The following is a 17,785-nucleotide window of genomic DNA, read 5'->3' as shown; positions in this document are numbered from 1 at the left end:
ACCGACCGCACCACCTTCGCCGATCGGAACTCCCGCTACCTCAACGCGAGAACCCCCAAGCGGACACGCGGCGATCACCCACCCGCGCGCGGATCCACCGGCGTCAGTGTGCCCAGCCGGTCCTCGACGGCCTGGGCCGCGTCCAGGCAGAGGTCCTCCCGGAACGCGCGCCCGACGATCTGCGCCCCGGTGGGGAGGCCGTCGACCACCCCGGTGGGCACCGCCACCGCCGGCAGGCCGACGAAGCTGGTCACCGTACACAGCCGCATCGCCGACGCCACCCGATCCCGACCGGCCCGGTCCCGCGATTCCAGACCGGGTTCGACCGGGGGCTCGGTGAAGGACGGGCCGAGCAACAGCGGGTATTCGTCGAGGAATTCGGCCCACGAACGACGGATGTTCAGCCAGGTGCCCATCAGCTTCACCAACTCGTCCGCGGTCGCCGGCGGGGTGCGCTCCATCGCCATCCCGATATAGCGGTCCCCGCCCGGGCCGAGCAGCGTGCGCACCACCGGCCAGGTCGGCGCGAACTCGGTCAGGGTGATCCGGTCGTACGCCTCCAGGGCCTCGTCCAGGCGCGGTACGTCCGGCACTTCGCGGACATCGTAGCCGGCGTCCCGCAGCGCGTCGGCCGCCGCCTCGACCGCTCCGCGCACGGCCGGGTGTACGCCGCGTCCGCCGGGATCCGCCACCACCGCAACCCGCACCGGCCCGGCGATGGGCGGGCCGTACGGCGGCACCGGCACGGCACGCGGATCGCGGAGATCCGCGCCGGCCAACACCTCGTACACCGCGCGCAGATCGCCCACCCCACGCGCCAACGGCCCGTCGGTGACCAGGATTTGTGTCGCCGGGCCGGGATCGTCCGGCCCCAGTACCCGATGGTCCGCCGGGAACCGTCCCGTCGACGGCTTCAGCGCGGCCACCCCGCAGAACTGGGCCGGGATTCGCAACGACCCGCCGGAGTCGTTGCCGAGCCCGATCGCGGCCATCCCTGCGGCCACCGCCACCGCGTCGCCGCCGCTGCTGCCGCCCGGGGTGCGGCCGGGGTGCCAGGGGTTGACCGTGTCGCCGAAGAGTTCGCTGCGGGTGTGCATCCCGGCCAGGATCAACGTCGGTATGTTGCCCCGCCCGATCGGGATCGCCCCGGCCGCCCGCAACCGCGCCACGGGCGGCGCGTCGGCGGCGGCCACCAGGTCCCGGAAGCGCGGCACGCCGAACGTGGTCGGCACGCCGGCCACGGCGGTGCTCTCCTTCACGGTGAAGGGCACCCCCGCGAGCGGCCCCAGCACCTCTCCGGCGGCGCGCCGACGATCCGTGCGCAGGGCCTGCGCGCGAGCGTGGTCGGCGAGCACCCGGGTGATCGCGTTCAGCTCCGGGTCGACCTCGGCGATCCGCCCCAGGTGCGCGTCGACGAGGTCGACGGCCGAGACGACCCCGTCCCGCACGGCCTGCGCCTGCGCCGTGGCGGACATGGCCCACAGCTGCTCCGGCATGGTGCGCGCTTCTGCACTTTCGTCCCGGTCCATGCGCCCCGTCGTTTCCATCGTTCCTTCGCTTCCTTCGTTCCGTCGTCCACCGTTCCGATGCAACTGCATCGGAACGATAACCTGGGAACCGATGCACCCGCATCGCAATAACGCGCACCACGACCGGAAGGGCGCGGCAGCCATGCCCAGACAGGTGGACCACGCGAGCCGACGCCGCCTCATCGCCGAGGCCGTATGCCGGCTCGCCGACGAACGCGGACTCGAAGGCGTGACTCTGCGCGACGTCGCCGCGCGCGCCGAGGTGTCGATGGGCGCGGTCCAGCGCTGCTTCCGGACCAAGGAGGAGATGCTCGTCTTCGCCCTCGGCCACGTCGGCGAACAGGTCGCCGCCCGGGTACGGGCCCGCCTGGTCCGCAGCCCCGCCCAGTCGGCCGCCACCGCCCTCGGCCACGCTGCCTCCGAGTTCGCCCTGCTCCGCGACGAACACCGCGCCGAGGCCCGCGTCTGGCTGGCGTTCCTGGCCCAGGCGGCGATCAGCGCCCCGCTGGCCGAGATCCTCAAGACCAACTACGCCGCACTGGAGGAATCCTTCACCCACCTGATCACCACGGCCGCCACCACCCCGAATCCCCCCATCCCCCTGGACCCCCACCACGAGGCCCGCACCCTCCTGGCCCTCGCCGACGGCCTCACCACCCACGTCCTCCTCGGCCACCTGACCCCGCCCGAAGCCGAGGCCGTCCTACACACGCACCTGACGAAACTGTGGGCGGCGTAGGGGTATGCACGGGCGGACATGGGTGCTGCGGCCCTTCGGCCGCGGCGGAGGCAGGTTCGGGAGGGGCAACGGCTCGCGGCGAACCCGCCGATGCCTTCCCGAGCCGGTCGCCTGCTACTGGCGGGAGTTGCGCCTCGGGTTGCGTGGGCGGGCGGGTCCGGTCCGGGCCGTGGGGTGGGCCGCCGCCGGCGTGCGGGACTCCGAGACGCCGGCCCTCGACGAGGCGCGTGTGTTGCTCGGCGAAAACCGGCCGGCAGCGGGGAGCGGGAGGGTGGTCGGGTCGGGTTCTCCGAGGGGTCTTCCCGGGTGGGTCGGGGTGCTTCGGGGGCGTTTTGGAGGGGGGTGGGGTGCGAAACCGGATCGCGATGTGTGGCTGTGGGCTTCGGGCTTCGGTGACCTGCGGTTTTGCAATGCGTGTGCGGGAGTTCGGGTGTCGAGGGCGGGTTTCGTGGGCGCTGTTGGCTTCGGATCCACCGCTGCGATACGGGCGGCAGGCTGGGAAGTCATACGCCCACCGACGACCCATGGCAGGCAGGAGTGGGATGACCGGGCAAGCCAACGGCAATCCTGATCGGATGGATTTCGTCTGCTTTGACGCGGACTTCGTTGTCGGCTTCCTGAAGTGTCGCCGGCGGGCGGTATTTTGCGGCGACCCATGTGACACAGATCAAGACATCGATAGGAGCGCTCGTCGTGATGCCCGAGACAACCCTGGCGACCGACCCTGGCGGGTGGGATGCCGCGCTGACCGGCGCCTTCGAGATACTGCTCGGCGGCCGGCCGGCGGTCGATCCCGCTGCCCGGTACGGGGTGTACTACGTCTCGGATTCCCTCGACGAGTTCCTGTTCCCGAATTCCTGGGTCGCCCCTGCCGCGCTGATGGGTCGGGAATCGAGGCAATTGCCGGATCCGGATGGGGAGTACCCCTTCTCTCCGTGGGCGTGGCGGTTCGACCTGCGCGAGTCCCTGTTCCACTTCGACGCCGATCTTCTGGCCGGGACGGGGCCGTGGGGTGACGGTGGGCACAAGGGTCGCCGGCCGTTCGACGATGCCTTCGTCGCCGACTTGCGGACCGCTTCGGCGGTGGACGATGCGGATGAAGTCTTGGTCCACGGCGCGGAGTTGGGGGCGCTCCTGGACCGCCATGGGGTCGACCTGACCGACAAGGCATCCAAGAAACTGAACGGCTGGCTGTCCGTGCTGCTGCGGGTCGCCACCGACGGCACTCCGACCGACGCGATGCGGGCCGCCACCTTCACCGGGCGCGGCCCCGAACATCTGGTGTCGATCCACGACATGAATGCCGTCCGCACCGCCGCCGAGCCCTGGGAGGAAAGCCTGAGTGCGGTCGCACATCCCGCCCTCCGCGACCATCTCCGCATGCTCTGCCTCAGCGAGAACGACGCACGCAGCGAGGGCGGGTTCTACTACGGCAGCGGCCACTGGCCGTGGGCCGATGTCCTGGAAGCGGTCGGCTGCTCCCTCGTCGCAGGCTGGGGGTTCGGCGAGTCCCAGGCCGGCGTGGCCGTTGTGCGGTTGCCGGAGAGAACGGACACATCCGGGGCAAAGTGAGTACGCCCGCCGCGCCACCGAATCGGCGTCCTCTCCAGGCGCCGATTCACCTACCCGGCCGGGACGGGAGTCGCGCGCGTACGCCATCGCCACGAGTGTCCTCACACACCGTGCAGGATCACGGACGGCGCCGACTGCGCTCGGATGGCGAGTCGATGGACTTTCAGCCCACCCAAGCCTGCTGACCTGCGGCTTTCTCTCCTACCGCGTGCGCACCACCCCACGCAATCCGAATTCGTGCGCCTTCACCGAACGCCCACCGCCCAACCTCCTCGGAAAGCTCCCCGGCGTACTCGACCCGACCGCCACTGTCGGCCGGTTTTCACCCAGCAACACGCCCGCCTCGCCGAAAGCGCCCAGTCTCGGAGCCCCGTACGCCGGCGGCGGCCCATCACCGACTCTGACCAGCACCGGACCAGCCACCCGCAGCCCAGAGCGCAACGCCCGCCGAAAGCGCCCGGCCCGCTCGGGAAGGCCCCGGCGGACTCGGCCCAACCCCGCCCACGCGCGCCTACGTCAACCTCAGTGGAAGCACAAGCAGAACGGGTGGCCTGCCGGGTCTGCCAGTACTCGCCAGTTGGCTCCCTGGCGGACCTGGTCCGTGCGTTCCAGGACCGTTGCGCCGAGGGCCACGGCGCGTTTTTCCTCGCCGTCGAGGTCGTCCACGTCGAAGTCCAGGTGGATTTGTTGCGGGACCTGTTGGCTCGGCCATTCCGGTGGGCGGTAGCCCTCCACGCGTTGGCAGGCCAGTGGCGTGCCCTCGAAGCCGTGTACCTCGATCCAGTCCGGGTCGTTCGCATCCGCGACCACCCGGCCGCCGAGCAGTTCGGCGTAGAACTGCGCGAGCCGTGCCGGATCGGCGCAGTCCAGTGCGATCGCCTGCAGCTTTCGAATCACTTCGACCCCCTGTGGCTCCTCGACCGCTGTCCGCGGCACCGTACCCGAGGGGTCGTACCCACCGTCCCGGTGGCCATGCCCGACCACGCGCCGGCCTGCCGGGGGTCGCGCCCGGGCGTCGGGAAGAATGGGTGGGAACGTGCGATCGGCAACCGATCGGCAGTCGAGTCCGGAAGTCCGGAAAACTCGAAAATCGAGAAGCCCGGAAGTCCGGAAGTCCAGAGGTTCAGGAGGCAGGCGTGGGTGCCGAGAAGCGGTCGTCCGACGAAGAGCAGGCGCAGGCCATCAAGCAGCGCAAGAACGGCCTCTACCGCGGCGAGGTGTCGGAGGAGCTGGCCGCGAACATGCGCACCGGGTGGGCCGACACCGAGCGCGTCGACCTGGCGCCGATCGAGCAGGCGCCGAACACGGCCCGCCGCCGCGCGGCTCTGTCGGCCCGGTTCCCGGGTGAGCGCCTGGTGGTCCCGGCGGGCAATCTCAAGACCCGGTCCAACGACACCGAGTACCCCTTCCGGGCATCGACCGAATACGCGTACCTCACCGGCGACCTGACCCAGGACGGCGTCCTCGTCCTCGAACCGGTCGCCGACGGTCACGAGGCGGTGTTGTACCTGCTGCCCCGGTCGGACCGGGGCAACGGCGAGTTCTGGCTGGACGGGCAGGGCGAGCTGTGGGTCGGCCGGCGCGCCGGGTTGGCCGAGGGCGAGCTGCTGTACGGGCTGCCGTGTCGGGACGTGCGCAAGGTCGTCGAGGAGCTGACCTCGGCCGAGGGGCCCGTGCGTGTGGTGCGCGGTCACGACGCGGGGCTGGAGAGCGCTCTGGGCGAGCGGCTCGACGCCGGGCGGGACGAGGAGCTGCGGGTCTTCCTGGCCGATGAGCGGCTGGTCAAGGACACGTTCGAGATCGGGCAGCTCCAGGCCGCGGTCGACTCGACGGTGCGCGGGTTCGAGGACGTGGTCCGGGTCCTGGATCGGGCCGAGGCCACCTCGGAGCGGTACATCGAGGGCACCTTCTTCCTGCGCGCGCGGCTGGAGGGCAACGACGTCGGCTACGGCTCGATCTGCGCCGCCGGGCCGCACGCGACCACGCTGCACTGGGTCCGCAACGACGGCGCGGCGCGGGCGGGCGATCTGCTGCTCCTGGACGCGGGTGTCGAGACGCACACCCTCTACACCGCCGACGTGACCCGTACGCTGCCCGTCTCGGGCCGCTTCACCGCGCTTCAGCGCCGGATCTACGACGCCGTGTTCGCGGCGCAGGAGGCGGGCATCGCCGCGGTGCGGCCCGGCGCCAAGTACCGGGAGTTCCACGACGAGGCGCAGCGCGTACTCGCCGAGCACCTGGTCGAGTGGGGCCTGGTCGAAGGTCCGGTGGAGCGGGTGTTGGAGCTGGGTCTGCAGCGCCGGTGGACGCTGCACGGCACCGGTCACATGCTCGGTCTGGACGTGCACGACTGCGCGGTGGCGCGGACCGAGTCGTACGTCGACGGCGCGCTGAAGCCGGGCATGTGCCTGACCGTCGAGCCCGGCCTGTACTTCCAGGCGGACGACCTGACCGTGCCCGAGGAGTATCGCGGCATCGGGATCCGGATCGAGGACGACATCCTGGTGACCGAGGACGGCAACCGGAACATGTCCGCCGCCCTGCCGCGCGGCGCCGACGAGATCGAGTCGTGGATGGCCCGCCTGCGGGGCTGACCCCACCCACCCGGCATCACACGACACGGGCCGCCCTCCCCGGACACACCTCGGAGCGGGCGGCCCGCCCCACGCCGCCCCGCGAACCGTCATGGCGACCCGAACACCCCACGCCCACCCGGCTGTTGCCACCCGCCCCTCGTCGCTTTTCGGCCGCACGGCGACGATCACCGGCCAATCCCCGCAGCAGCGCCAAGCGTTATCGATCGGTGACCTTCGCGGGGTGCGGGGATTGCCATGATCATCTTCGCGGCGCGCAATCCGGCCCGCCGCCGCGTGAAACGCACATCCACCAGGAAAGAGAAGCGATGCGCAAGAAGATCGCCGCGACGCTCGCGACGGGTGCCCTGACGGTGACGATGGCCGCGGGGGCCGTCGTGACCGGTGCCGGCACCGCGTCCGCCGGGACGAACGGGCAGCAGATCCACTTCGTGGACCTGTACGGCAAGACCCAGTCGATTCGCATCGAGGGTCCCAACCAGAACGGCCAGTGGGCCGCGCTCTGCGTCAACACGCCGAGCGAGCACAAGTACGTGGACGGCTGGTGGTGGAAGGGCAACATCACCTTCACCCACTACGCGTACTCCGACTGCCAGTTCCAGTACCAGAGCCAAAAGACCGAGTACGTGGCGCCGTACCTGCCGAACACCGACTGGTTCCTCACCACCAACCGGTAGTCGTCCGACTCGGCATCGAACACCCGTCGGCGACCGGCCACTTGGTCGGTCGTCGGCTCGGGCGTACGGACACGGCACCGCGACGGCGAGGCGGGCGGCTCCGGGAGTCGACCCGCCTGCCCCGTGGATCGCGCTCAGGTCGTGCCTCCGTGCGCGCCACGTTCGACCTGCGGTGGACGTGGCGATGAGCGCGCAGGGTGATGCCGAACCCGCGCTCCGGGTCGTACGGTCGCCCCGTGCAACGAATCTATGCCTGGCTGCGGGCACATCCCCTGTGGGTCGACTCGGTGTGCACCATCCCGGCGTTCGGCCTCGGTGTTCTCCAGATCCTGTCCTACGAGTACGGCATCGTCATGTCGCTCTGGGCCTACACGATCGTGGTGACCCTGAGCCTGGGCATGGCGCTGCACCGGGTCCGGTTCCGAGCGGCGACGGTGCTCGTGGTCGCGTCCGGGGTGGCCCAGTTGCTCTGCGACGGGACGATCACGTTCGCGAACTACGCGATGCTGGTGATCGTGTACACGGCCGCCAAGTCCGGGCCGCGTTGGCTCTCCCGGGTCGCGCTCGCCGCCACGGTGTCGGCGCCGGCGGCGCTGCTGGTGCGTTTCCCGCACGCCGACGGCGGGACCTTCAGGGCCAACCTGTCCGCGTCCGGCTTTGTCGTCGTACTGCTCGCCATCTCCTGGGTGTTGGGCGATTCGATGCGTACCCGGCGCGCGTTCTACGCCGAGTTGATCGACCGCGCCGCACGCCTGGAGGTCGAGCGCGACCAGCAGGCGCGGCTCGCCGCGGCGGCCGAACGGGCCCGGATCGCCCGCGAGTTGCACGACGTGGTCGCGCACAACGTCTCGGTGATGGTGGTCCAGGCCGACGGCGCCGCGTACGCGATCGACGCCGCGCCCGACTCGGCCCGGGAGGCCCTGGGCACGATCGCCGCCACCGGCCGCGAAGCGCTCGCCGAGATGCGGCGCCTGCTGGGCGTACTGCGTTCCGAGAGCGACGTCGAGACGTTCGTGCCCCAGCCCGGCGTCGACCAACTCGACGAGTTGCTCACCCGGATCCGCGGCGCGGGCCTGACGGTCGACCTGCACGTCGAGGGCCGACCCGTCGAACTGTCCCAGGGTATCGGCCTGACCGTGTACCGCATCGTCCAGGAGGCGCTGACCAACACCCGCAAACACGGCGGGCCCGGCGCCGGCGCCCGGGTCGTCCTGCGCTACACGGGCGAGGACATCGAACTCGACGTGCGCGACGACGGCCGCGGCGCGGCGGCTCCCGGCGACGGCATGGGCCACGGCCTGGTCGGCATGAACGAACGGGTCGCCCTGTTCGGCGGTCGCCTCGAAACCGGCCCCTACCCGGCGGGCGGCTGGCGCGTACACGCCCTGCTCCCCACCCGCCCCCGCACACCCGCCCTTCCAGGCCGCCCGTAAACAACACACGGCCACCCACCCGCAGCACCCGCTCAGCCCGCCGCCGTACCCGCCCACCGCATAGCCGTGTCCACGTCGGCCGTCTCCACCACCCGGTTCCGCAGCCGTTCGTGCAGCGCGGCCCGCAGTTCGAGGACGCGCGGCGCCGTCGAGCCGGGCAGCAGCGGCCCCCGGTATCGGTCCAGGAGGGTGTCGGCCGTGGTGTTCCGATTCGACAACGCGTGGTCCAGGTCGAGGAAGTCGGCCTCGCAGTCGCCGGTCAGCCGATACGGGTCCGACGCCAGCCGATGGCCCAGGATCGCGCGCAGCCGGGCGAGTTCGGCCCGCACCGTGGCCGGGCGGCCGGTCGGGCCGTACACCGCCTCGGTGATCGCCTTCGCCGTCATCCCGCCCGGTTCGCTCAGCAGCGTGGTGACGATCTCCGCGTGGCGGCGGGTGAGTTCGTGGGTGGCGCCGGCCACGTGCAGCCGCGCCCGGCGCAGCCCGAGCGCCTCGAGGCGCATCGGCGCGGCGGTCACCGGCCCGGAGGCGCCGTCCTCGGCGATGAGCAGGAACAGGCCGCCCGCGGCCAGCCGTTCGACGAGCACGAGCTGTCCGCCGGGCAGCAACATCGGGCCTTCGCCGACCGGCATCGGGAGCCGATTGGGCAACCAGCCGGGCGGATCCGCGCGCACCACGCGCCCGCCGGCGTCGACGATCGCGCTGCGGGTGCCCAGGCGGCGGGCGATGCGCTCGACGTATCGGGTGCGTACCCGCATCTCCTCGCGCAGCCGGACCGTCTCCAACTCCGACTGGGCCAACCGCCGGGCGGTGTCGAGCAGGGGGATCGCCAGTGGCTGCCAGTGCCGTTCGGGGCAGGTGAAGTCCAGGATCCCGAGCAGGTCGCCGCTGATCGGGTCGTGGATGGGCGTGGCGGTGCAGGTGTAGGCCGTGGCCGCGGACAGGAAGTGCTCGGCCCCGAACACCTGGAACGGCCGCCCGGTCGCCAGCGCGGAGCCCACCCCGCTCGTGCCCGCCGCGTCCTCGCTCCACAGCGCGCCCGGCAGCAGGTGCACCCGCTCCGCCGAGCGCAGCGACGTGTGGTCGCCCTGTACCCACAGCAGGTGGCCCCGGGCGTCGCTGAGGAACAACAACCGGCCCGGATCCTCGGTCAGTCCGCCCAGCGAACGGCGCAGCAGCGGCCAGATCCCGGTGAGCGCGTGTTCCTCGCGGTGGCGGGCCAGTTCGTCGTCGTCGAGGCACACCGGCGGCAGGTAGGCGTCGGGGGCCAGCCCGTGTCGTCGGGCGCGCGACCACGAAGCCCGGATCGGGCCGCGAACCCCCGATGCCGTGCCGCCGCTCAGCGCCCGTTCCCGTGCGTCCGATCGGTGTGCCATGGAGTCATCATGCCGGCACGGTCGGTCGCCGGCCGGGCGGGTGTCGTCGCGGGTTCTGCAACGTTGGTGCAACCCCCCTGCGACGTCTGGCGGAACGGCTCCCGGCTCGCGCAGACTGCCGGCAGTGCGGCGCGGCGAACGGGGTGCCGTGACCGAGACCGGAGGAGATGGCGTGCCCTACCTGGAACTGTCCGACACCGTCCCGCTCTACTACGAGGAGCACGGCGAGGGCCGGCCCGTCGTCCTGCTGCACGGTTGGACGATGAACGGCACCTTCTGGTCCGGGAACGTGGCCGCGCTGGCGGCGGAGAACCGGGTCATCGTGCCGGACTTCCGCGGCCACGGCCGGTCCGGGAAGACGCCCGAGGGTCATTCCCTGGACCAGTACGCCCGCGACATCCGCGAGTTGGTTCGGGCCCTCGATCTCGCCGAGGTGACCGTGGTCGGTTGGTCGATGGGTACCTCGGTACTGCTGTCGTATGTGCGGCAGTTCGGGTGTGAGGGGCTGCGCGGCGCGGTGTTCGTCGATCAGTCGCCGCGCTTTTTGGACGGCCCCGACTGGGAGTTTCCGCTGCTCGGCGGGTATTCCCCCACCGATCTGGCGGTGTTCGCGCAGACCGTGCGGCACGGTCGACCGATCGCGGTGAAGCCGTTCATCGAGGCGTGTTTCGCCGAACCCCCGGCGGCCGAGGCGGTGGACGCGGTGTACGCGGAGACCACCCAGACGCACACGTCGTCCGCACTCGACGTCTGGATGGACATGGCGCACTCGGACTGGCGGTCGGTGCTGCCGCAGGTGACGGTGCCGACCCTGCTGGTCTACGGCGAGCGCAGCCGGGTCTTCCCGGGTGATCTGGCCGGGTGGCTGGCGGGTGTGTTGCCCGATGCGCGGATCGAGAGGTTCCCCACCAGCGGGCACGTACCCTTCGTCGAGGAACACGAGCACTTCGACGCAGTCGTCACGGATTTCCTCCGCCGCTGATCTCCCCCGGCGTACCGGAGGAATACGCGGGCCCGCCCGGGCGGGTACCCCCGCCTCGCCCGATCCGGGCGGCCCGTGACCCGAGAATCGGGAAGGCCGATGATTGTGATGCCCCAGCAGGCGCCGGAGACCCGATCGTGCGTGGGCCGGCCGGTGCCGGTCCGACCGCCGGTCCAGGTGCCCGCGACGCGCCGGTCCGGACTGCGCACCGATCTGCCGCATCCCGCTCGCATGTACGACTACTACCTGGGCGGCAAGAACAACTTCGGGGTCGATCGCGAGGCCGCCGACGCCGTGCTCGGGGCGGCTCCCGAGGTGCGCGCGATGGCTCGGGCGAATCGGGCGTTCCTGCGTCGCGCGGTGTCGTTCGCGGCGGGGTGCGGGATCCGCCAGTTCCTGGACATCGGGGTCGGCATGCCCACCGCCCACGACACGTACGAGTGCGCGGTGGCGGCCACCGAGGAGGCGCGGGCGGTGTACGTGGACAACGATCCGCTGGTGCTCGCGCACGCCCGGGCGTTGTCCGGTCGGCCCGGTCGGGTGCGGGTGGTGGAGGGCGATCTCCGCGATCCGCACGCGCTGTTGGCGCGGGTGTCCGGGCGTTCAGGGGTGGATCTGGATCGGCCGGTGGCCGTGGTGCTGACCGCGGTGTTGCACTACCTGTCGGACGCGGACGATCCCCGGGCCGTGGTGGGCGCGTTGGCGGGTGCGCTGGTGCCGGGCAGCATGCTGGTGCTCTCGCATGTCGCCGCGGATCTGCGGCCGGAGGCGGCGCGGGCCACGGCCGAGGCGTATCGCCGCTCCGCCGCCCCGCTGTTTCCGCGCACGGCCGCGCAGGTGCGGGCGCTGTTCCCGGGCCTGGACCCGGTCCGGCCCGGCGTGGTGCCGATCTCGTCCTGGCGCGCCGACCGACTTCCGCGTCCGCTGGTGGAGCGGGAGTGGATGTACGCGGGGGTGGCCCACAAGCCGCCTCCGGGACGCCGGGAGTGTTCGGGTACGGGTCGTGTCCCGGCCCGGGCACTGCGCCCCTGCGCCTGAGCCGGTCGCAGCCCCGCAGGGGAGGGCTGCGACCGGCTCGGAAAAACGGGCGGGTCCGCCCACGCACGCCGGCCGCCGGTTCGGCGTGCGTGGGCGGGCCCGCGAGCCCGGCTCCGGATCACCCGCCTCCGACGCGAGGCCGCCCGGCCGCACCGTCCCCGCACGGCCGAGTCGAACCACCCGCACCGCCGGGTCGGCGTGCGTGGGCGGACCCGCGAGCCCGGCTCCGGATCACCCACCTCCAACGCGAGACCGCCCGGCCGCACCGCCCCCGCACGGCCGAGTCGAACCACCCGCACCGCCGGGTCGGCGCGCATGGGCGGGCCCGCGAGCCCGGCTCTGGATCACCTGCCTCTGGCGCGCGGCTGCCCGGCCGCGCCGTCGAACCATCGCCGCACAGCCGGGTCAAACCACCTGCGCCGCCGCCTCGCACCGTCCCCGCACGACCACGCCGAACCACCCGCACCGCCGCCTCGAACGGTCCCTGCGCCGCCGGCCTCGGCCCCCGCACCGCCAACAACGATCGCCCCTCAGACCACCGTCACCGCGACCCCCGCCTCCGTGATCCGGGCCAGTTCGTCCTTCGGGGCGTCCGCGTCGGTGACCAGGTGGCCGATCCCGGACAGCGGGCAGATGCGGGCCAGGGTGGCCTTTCCGATCTTGGAGTGGTCCGCCACCACGATGGTGTGGTTGCTGCGGTCGGTGAAGGCCCGGTCGGTGGCGGCCTCGAGTTGGTCGTGCGTGGTGCAGCCGTGTGCGGCGCTGATGCCGTCCACGCCCAGGAAGGTCACGTCGGTGTAGTAGTCGGCGAGGGTCTTCTCGGCGATCGGGCCGACCAGTTCGTAGGTCTCCTTGCGGGCGGTGCCGCCGATCACCACGAGCGTGACGTCCTTGTGCAGGACCAGTTCGGCGGCGATGTTCACCGCGTTGGTGACGATGGTGACCGGTCCGCGCTCGGCCAGGATGCGGGCGATCTCGGTGGCGGTGGAGCCGCCGGTCAGGCCGACCACGGCCTGCGCCGGGACCAGGGCCGCCGCGGCGCGGGCGATCGCCAGCTTCTCCGGTCGGCGGCGTTCGCTGCGGTACTGCATCGGCGTCTCCAGGCCGATGTTGCCCACGGACGCCCCGCCGTGCGTACGGCGCAGCAGGTTCACCGCGTCCAGGTGTTGGAGGTCGCGGCGCACGGTGGCCCCCGAGACCGCCAGGATCGCGGACAACTCCTCGACGCTCACGCTCCCGTGTGCGGCAACGTGTTCGAGGATGCGCGCGTGGCGCTCGGTTCTCAACATCCGCGCAGCATATCCGTGCGCATTCGCGCAGTCACGAAATCCACCGGCGCAATCCACGGATGGTCGGGGGACGGCATTTCCGGCCTCCGTATGGCAACTCCCGTGAGCATTGTGCGCACTGACGATCTCTTGACATGACGAATGTTGCTCGATTTACTGCTCCGACGCCGAGCAGCGCAATCGGCGTCAAAGGTACGCCCAGCCGGTAGTCGGCGTGAAGCCGCAAGCCCGGACAAAGTCGCCAGGATGCCAGTCGACATCCGAGGCGGGGACGTATCCTCCGCACCTGGAGTTCGATGATGAACACCTTCCTCCCGGGTAGATCGGCCCGCCGTCTCGCCGCCGTCGCGGCGACCACCGCGGCGATCGCGGGATCCCTGTTCCTCACCTCGTCCGCGAGCGCCGGCACCGCCGCGCCCGCGAACGCCCCCAAGAGCGCCGCCGTCACCCTGCCACCCACCCACGCGAACTTCGACTACCAGATCGGCGGCGCCTACACGCCGCCCACCGGGGTCAAGGTGGTCACCCGCGACCACTCCGCCACCCCGGCGCCCGGCCTGTACAACATCTGTTACGTCAACGCCTTCCAGGCCCAGAAGGGCGCCGAGGGCGACTGGAAACCGGGCGAGTTGCTCCGCCGCGACGACGGCACCGTGGTCTACGACGGCCAGTGGAAGGAGGCGCTGCTCGACATCCGCACCCCCGAGAAGCGCACGTCCGTCGCCGCCAAGGTGAACGCCCTGATCGACGAGTGCGCGGGCAAGGGCTTCCAGGCCGTCGAGCCGGACAACTACGACAGCTACACCCGCTCCGAAGACCTGATCACCGCCGAGAACGCCAAGGCGTTCGTCACGCTGCTCTCCGCGCACGCGCACCAGCGCGGACTGGCCATCGCCCAGAAGAACACCTCCGAACTGGCCCCCGACCGCGCGAGCACCGGGCTCGACTTCGCAGTCGCCGAGGAATGCGGCCAGTGGAACGAATGCGGTGAGTACACCAAGTCGTTCGGCAACAACGTGATCGTGATCGAGTACACCGCCAAGGGCCTGAACACCGCCTGCTCCAAGTGGGGCGGCAAGCTCAGCGTCGTGCGCCGCGACCTGAACGTCGTCCCGGCCGGCAGCAGCGGATACCTGCGCAAGACCTGCTGATCCCCGGCCCACGATCGTCGGCCCGGCGCCTCGATCCCGCACGGATCCCGCCGCCGGGCCACCCCCTTCGCCACGCGCGCCCCCTCGCCCTCGCCCGTCCGGGCCCGCCCCGGGGCGACCGCCGGCGCGCCCACCCGCTCTCGCCTTTGCCTCGCCCGCCCCCGCACGCGTTCCGACATCTCCCGGAGGTCCAGTGGTTCTCGACCGGTTCCATCCCACCGGCCTCTCCCGACGCGGCCTGCTCCGCATCGGCGCCGGTGCCGCCGCCGCGACGGCGCTGTCCACGACGCTGGCCGGGTGCGCCGGCACCGACGACGGCGTGGGCGCCGACGGCCGGGTCACGATCGAGATGTGGCACGGCCAGACCGACACCGGGCGCGCGGGGCTGGAGGCCCTGGTGGAGCGGTTCCACCAGGCCCAGTCGGGCATCCGGGTCGACCTCGGCGGCGGCGTACTCGCCGATGCGATGCTCCAGAAGATCACCGCGGCGCTCGCCGCCGGCTCCTACCCCGACATCGCGTACGTCTTCGGCTCCGACCTCGCCGGCGTCGCCCGCAGCCCCAAGGTGGTCGACCTCGGCGACACCGTGCGCTCGGCCCCCACTCCCTGGGACGACTACTGGGACCCGGCCCGCCAGGCGGTCACCATCAACGGCCGGGTACGGGCCGCGCCCGCCGTCCTGGACGCCCTCGCCGTGATGTGCAACAAGAAGCTCTTCGAGGACGCCGGCGTCCCGCTCCCGCAACCCGGCTGGACCTGGAACGACTTCCTGGCCACCGCCCAGCGCCTCACCGACGCGCAGCGCGGCATCTTCGGCACCGGCTGGCCGGGCGCGGGCGACGAGGACACCGTCTGGCGGTTGTGGCCGATGATCTGGGACCTCGGCGGCGACGTGGTCGCCGAGAACGGCCGCGACATCGGCTTCCGCGAGGTCGGCGCCCGCGCCCTGCAGACGGTCGAGGCGCTGGCCCGCGCCAAGAGCGTCTACATCGACCCCAAGCCCGGCGGCGAGCAGATGTACCAGGTCTTCGCCTCCGGCCGGATGGGCATGGTGGTCACCGGCCCCTGGCAGATCCCCGACATCACCGAGGCGGGCATCGACTACCACGTGGTGCCGCTGCCCAGCTACAGCGGCCGGCCCATGACCATCTGCGGCCCCGACACGTGGACCGTCTTCGACAACGGCAGCGCCCGGGTACGCGCCGCGCGCACCTTCGTGTCCTGGCTCAACCAGCCCGACCAGGACGTCGAATGGGGCGTGCGGGTCGGCAGCCTGCCGCTGAGCCGGATCTGCGAGGCCAAACCCGAGTGGCGCACCCACGCGGCCGAGACGCCGGGCCTGGACGTGTTCACCCGGGCCCTGGAGACGGCCCGTGTACGGCCCGCGCACCCGGCCTATCCGCAGATCTCCACGGCCCTCGGCGAGGCCATCGTGTCCGTGCTGCTCGGCAAGAGCAGTCCGACCCGGGCGCTGAACCGCTGCGCCGCCGCGGCCAAGGCCGCCCTCGTCATCCCGCGTTGACGAATCCCGCGTTGAGGAGCCCCTCCATGTCATCCCTGCCCGCTCCACTCACGCTGTCCGACCACGATCGCCGGCACCGCACGCTGCGCCGCAGACGCCGGCGCGAGACGGCGACCGCGTGGGCGTACATCCTGCCCGCCGTCCTGGTCGTACTCGGCCTGAGCATCGTGCCGTTCGTCTGGTCCCTGCTGCTGTCCTTCCGGGCCGACGACCTGGTCACCCCCAGCCGCTGGGTCGGCGTGGACAACTACGACGCGCTCACCCAGGACCCGCACTTCAGCCAGGCGGTACGCAACACCCTGCTGTACACCGCGCTCTACGTGCCGCTGAGCATGGCCCTGGGGCTGTTCCTGGCGCTGGTGCTCAATCGGCGGATCAAGCTGGTGGGCCTGTACCGCACGCTGATCTTCGTGCCGTTCGTGATCTCCGCGACGGCGCAGGGCGTGTTGTTCTCGTTCATCCTCGACCCGGAGTTCGGCGCGGCCAACTCGGTGCTGCACGCGCTCGGGATCAGTCGGCAGGGCTTCCTCACCGATCCCGGGCAGGCGTTGCTGGTCCTGGTGGCGATCTCGGTGTGGAGCGGCACCGGGTTCTGCGTGGTGATCTACCTCGCCGCGCTCCAGGACGTGCCGCCGTCGCTGTTGGAGGCGGCACGGCTCGACGGTGCGGGGCGGTGGCAGTTGTTGCGGCACGTGGTGATGCCGACGCTCACCCCGGTCAGCCTGTTCCTGGTGTTGTGGCAGACGATCAACGCGTTGCAGGTGTTCGACCTGGTCTATGTGACCACCAAGGGTGGTCCGCTCGGGTCCACCACGGTGATCGTCTACTTCATCTGGGAACAGGCGTTCAAGAACTTCACCGCCGGATACGGCGCGGCGGCGGCCTACGTGCTGGCCCTCGCGCTCCTGGTGATCGGGGTCGCGTCGAGGCTCGTGCGAGGCCGCAAGCCCGCCGGTGCCGTGCTGGTCGAAGGTGGTGCCAAGTGAGCGCGACGACCGTCGAGGCCGCCCCCGCGCAGGCCCGGCCGGCCCCGGTCGCGGCGCCGCGCCGCCGGCTCCCGTTCAGCCCGTGGCATCTGCTGCTGATGCCCCTGTCCCTGCTGTTCGCCCTGCCGCTGGTGTGGCTGGTGCTCAGTTCGGTGATGACCAACGCGGAGATCAACCGGTTCCCGCCCGCGTTGTGGCCCTCCGGAATCGACCTGGGCGGCTACCGCTACGTGCTGGGCAATGCGATGTTCCCCCGCTGGTTCGCCAATTCGCTGATCGTCTCGGCGGTGGCGGTGGCCTCGAACCTGGTGTTCGGGGCACTGGGGGGCTACGCGTTCGCCCGGATGCGGTTCGCCGGGTCGCGCGTGTTGATGGTGGCGATGTTGGCGACCATGGCGATCCCGTTCCAGCTCACCATGATCCCGACGTTTTTGATCATGAAGCGGCTCGGGCTGATCGACACGCTCGGCGCGCTGATCATCCCGTCGCTTGTGACGCCGTTCGCGGTGTTCCTGCTGCGGCAGTTCTTCCTGTCGCTGCCGAGGGAGTTGGAGGAGGCCGCCTGGATCGACGGGTGTTCGCGACTGCGCGTGCTGTACCGGATCGTGTTGCCGCTGTCCCGGCCGGCGCTGAGCACCGTCGCGGTGCTCACCTTCCTCACCACCTGGAACGACCTGACCTGGCCGTTGATCGCGATCAACCACGACACCAAGTACACGCTGCAACTGGGCCTGACCACCTTCCAGGGGCAACACCACACCCAGTGGGCCGCGGTGATGGCGGGCAACGTGATCACCGTGCTGCCCGTGCTCGTCGCCTTCCTCTTCGCGCAGAAGGCGTTCATCCAGTCGATCACCTCCAGCGGTCTGAAGGGGTAGCGATGTCACGGGAGTTCGA

At 71.4% G+C, this 17,785-nt stretch carries 15 protein-coding genes; 11 read left to right on the top strand and 4 right to left on the bottom strand.

Annotated features, from left to right (window positions below):
* Positions 1-74: 74 nt before the first annotated feature.
* Positions 75-1,496, bottom strand: coding sequence for an amidase (locus tag ACMXN5_RS43555; RefSeq protein ID WP_439680394.1), 1,422 nt, complete (start codon positions 1,494-1,496; stop codon positions 75-77).
* Between the two features lie 175 nt (positions 1,497-1,671).
* Here ACMXN5_RS43555 and ACMXN5_RS43550 point away from each other — a divergent pair, with 175 nt between their 5' ends.
* Together ACMXN5_RS43550 and ACMXN5_RS43545 are read left to right on the top strand one after the other, a co-directional pair.
* Positions 1,672-2,268 (top strand): TetR/AcrR family transcriptional regulator, encoded by a 597-nt coding sequence (locus tag ACMXN5_RS43550; RefSeq protein ID WP_439680393.1) that lies wholly within the window; start codon positions 1,672-1,674, stop codon positions 2,266-2,268.
* Positions 2,269-2,964: 696 nt separating this feature from the next.
* Positions 2,965-3,840 (top strand): hypothetical protein, encoded by an 876-nt coding sequence (locus ACMXN5_RS43545; protein ID WP_439680392.1) that lies wholly within the window; start codon positions 2,965-2,967, stop codon positions 3,838-3,840.
* A 522-nt stretch (positions 3,841-4,362) separates the two neighbouring features.
* Here the strand turns inward: ACMXN5_RS43545 and ACMXN5_RS43540 are convergent.
* Positions 4,363-4,737 (bottom strand): VOC family protein, encoded by a 375-nt coding sequence (locus ACMXN5_RS43540; RefSeq protein WP_439680391.1) that lies wholly within the window; start codon positions 4,735-4,737, stop codon positions 4,363-4,365.
* Positions 4,738-4,976: 239 nt separating this feature from the next.
* Here ACMXN5_RS43540 and ACMXN5_RS43535 point away from each other — a divergent pair, with 239 nt between their 5' ends.
* The 3 genes from ACMXN5_RS43535 (at position 4,977) to ACMXN5_RS43525 (ending at position 8,544) form a co-directional block, all read left to right on the top strand.
* Positions 4,977-6,434 (top strand): aminopeptidase P family protein, encoded by a 1,458-nt coding sequence (locus ACMXN5_RS43535; protein ID WP_439680390.1) that lies wholly within the window; start codon positions 4,977-4,979, stop codon positions 6,432-6,434.
* A gap of 308 nt (positions 6,435-6,742) precedes the next feature.
* On the top strand, positions 6,743-7,111 hold the full coding sequence (locus ACMXN5_RS43530; protein ID WP_395792477.1) for a hypothetical protein: 369 nt from the start codon (positions 6,743-6,745) through the stop codon (positions 7,109-7,111).
* Between the two features lie 236 nt (positions 7,112-7,347).
* The gene (locus ACMXN5_RS43525; RefSeq protein ID WP_439680389.1) at positions 7,348-8,544 is read left to right on the top strand and encodes a sensor histidine kinase; all 1,197 of its coding nucleotides are present in this window, start codon (positions 7,348-7,350) and stop codon (positions 8,542-8,544) included.
* 32 nt (positions 8,545-8,576) lie between these two features.
* On the opposite strand, the gene ACMXN5_RS43520 is transcribed toward ACMXN5_RS43525, so the two are convergent.
* Entirely contained in the window at positions 8,577-9,920 is a 1,344-nt protein-coding gene (locus tag ACMXN5_RS43520) for a GAF domain-containing protein (protein WP_439680388.1), read from the bottom strand.
* 172 nt (positions 9,921-10,092) lie between these two features.
* On the opposite strand from ACMXN5_RS43520, the gene ACMXN5_RS43515 reads away from it, so the two are divergent.
* Together ACMXN5_RS43515 and ACMXN5_RS43510 are read left to right on the top strand one after the other, a co-directional pair.
* The gene (locus ACMXN5_RS43515; RefSeq protein ID WP_395792483.1) at positions 10,093-10,902 is read left to right on the top strand and encodes an alpha/beta fold hydrolase; all 810 of its coding nucleotides are present in this window, start codon (positions 10,093-10,095) and stop codon (positions 10,900-10,902) included.
* A gap of 99 nt (positions 10,903-11,001) precedes the next feature.
* Complete coding sequence (locus tag ACMXN5_RS43510) at positions 11,002-11,940, top strand: SAM-dependent methyltransferase (RefSeq protein WP_439680387.1); 939 nt, start codon at positions 11,002-11,004, stop codon at positions 11,938-11,940.
* 530 nt (positions 11,941-12,470) lie between these two features.
* On the opposite strand, the gene ACMXN5_RS43505 is transcribed toward ACMXN5_RS43510, so the two are convergent.
* The gene (locus ACMXN5_RS43505; protein ID WP_439680386.1) at positions 12,471-13,229 is read right to left on the bottom strand and encodes a DeoR/GlpR family DNA-binding transcription regulator; all 759 of its coding nucleotides are present in this window, start codon (positions 13,227-13,229) and stop codon (positions 12,471-12,473) included.
* Between the two features lie 299 nt (positions 13,230-13,528).
* Here ACMXN5_RS43505 and ACMXN5_RS43500 point away from each other — a divergent pair, with 299 nt between their 5' ends.
* The 4 genes from ACMXN5_RS43500 (at position 13,529) to ACMXN5_RS43485 (ending at position 17,766) form a co-directional block, all read left to right on the top strand.
* Positions 13,529-14,380 carry an endo alpha-1,4 polygalactosaminidase gene (locus ACMXN5_RS43500; protein ID WP_439681410.1) on the top strand — a complete coding sequence of 284 codons (852 nt, stop codon included), beginning with the start codon at positions 13,529-13,531 and terminating at the stop codon, positions 14,378-14,380.
* 193 nt (positions 14,381-14,573) lie between these two features.
* Entirely contained in the window at positions 14,574-15,902 is a 1,329-nt protein-coding gene (locus tag ACMXN5_RS43495; RefSeq protein ID WP_439680385.1) for an ABC transporter substrate-binding protein, read from the top strand.
* A 26-nt stretch (positions 15,903-15,928) separates the two neighbouring features.
* Positions 15,929-16,888 carry a carbohydrate ABC transporter permease gene (locus tag ACMXN5_RS43490; RefSeq protein ID WP_439680384.1) on the top strand — a complete coding sequence of 320 codons (960 nt, stop codon included), beginning with the start codon at positions 15,929-15,931 and terminating at the stop codon, positions 16,886-16,888.
* Positions 16,885-17,766 (top strand): carbohydrate ABC transporter permease, encoded by an 882-nt coding sequence (locus ACMXN5_RS43485; RefSeq protein ID WP_395792493.1) that lies wholly within the window; start codon positions 16,885-16,887, stop codon positions 17,764-17,766. Before ACMXN5_RS43490 ends, ACMXN5_RS43485 begins: the two co-directional genes overlap by 4 nt.
* Positions 17,767-17,785: the final 19 nt, after the last annotated feature.

Origin of the sequence: Embleya australiensis (assembly GCF_051903075.1) — a bacterium.
GTDB lineage: Bacteria > Actinomycetota > Actinomycetes > Streptomycetales > Streptomycetaceae > Embleya.
Note: the sequence above shows the minus strand (reverse complement) of the source record. Positions and strands in the feature narration are given on the sequence as shown.

Bases quoted from the DNA above. Each gene is read 5' to 3' on its own strand.
- ACMXN5_RS43550 (WP_439680393.1), top strand. From the start codon at position 1,672: ATGCCCAGACAGGTGGACCACGCGAGCCGACGCCGCCTCATCGCCGAG.
- ACMXN5_RS43500 (WP_439681410.1), top strand. From the start codon at position 13,529: ATGAACACCTTCCTCCCGGGTAGATCGGCCCGCCGTCTCGCCGCCGTC.
- ACMXN5_RS43545 (WP_439680392.1), top strand. From the start codon at position 2,965: ATGCCCGAGACAACCCTGGCGACCGACCCTGGCGGGTGGGATGCCGCG.
- ACMXN5_RS43490 (WP_439680384.1), top strand. From the start codon at position 15,929: ATGTCATCCCTGCCCGCTCCACTCACGCTGTCCGACCACGATCGCCGG.
- ACMXN5_RS43520 (WP_439680388.1), bottom strand. From the start codon at position 9,920: ATGGCACACCGATCGGACGCACGGGAACGGGCGCTGAGCGGCGGCACG.
- ACMXN5_RS43530 (WP_395792477.1), top strand. From the start codon at position 6,743: ATGCGCAAGAAGATCGCCGCGACGCTCGCGACGGGTGCCCTGACGGTG.
- ACMXN5_RS43510 (WP_439680387.1), top strand. From the start codon at position 11,002: ATGATTGTGATGCCCCAGCAGGCGCCGGAGACCCGATCGTGCGTGGGC.
- ACMXN5_RS43505 (WP_439680386.1), bottom strand. From the start codon at position 13,229: ATGTTGAGAACCGAGCGCCACGCGCGCATCCTCGAACACGTTGCCGCA.
- ACMXN5_RS43555 (WP_439680394.1), bottom strand. From the start codon at position 1,496: ATGCCGGAGCAGCTGTGGGCCATGTCCGCCACGGCGCAGGCGCAGGCC.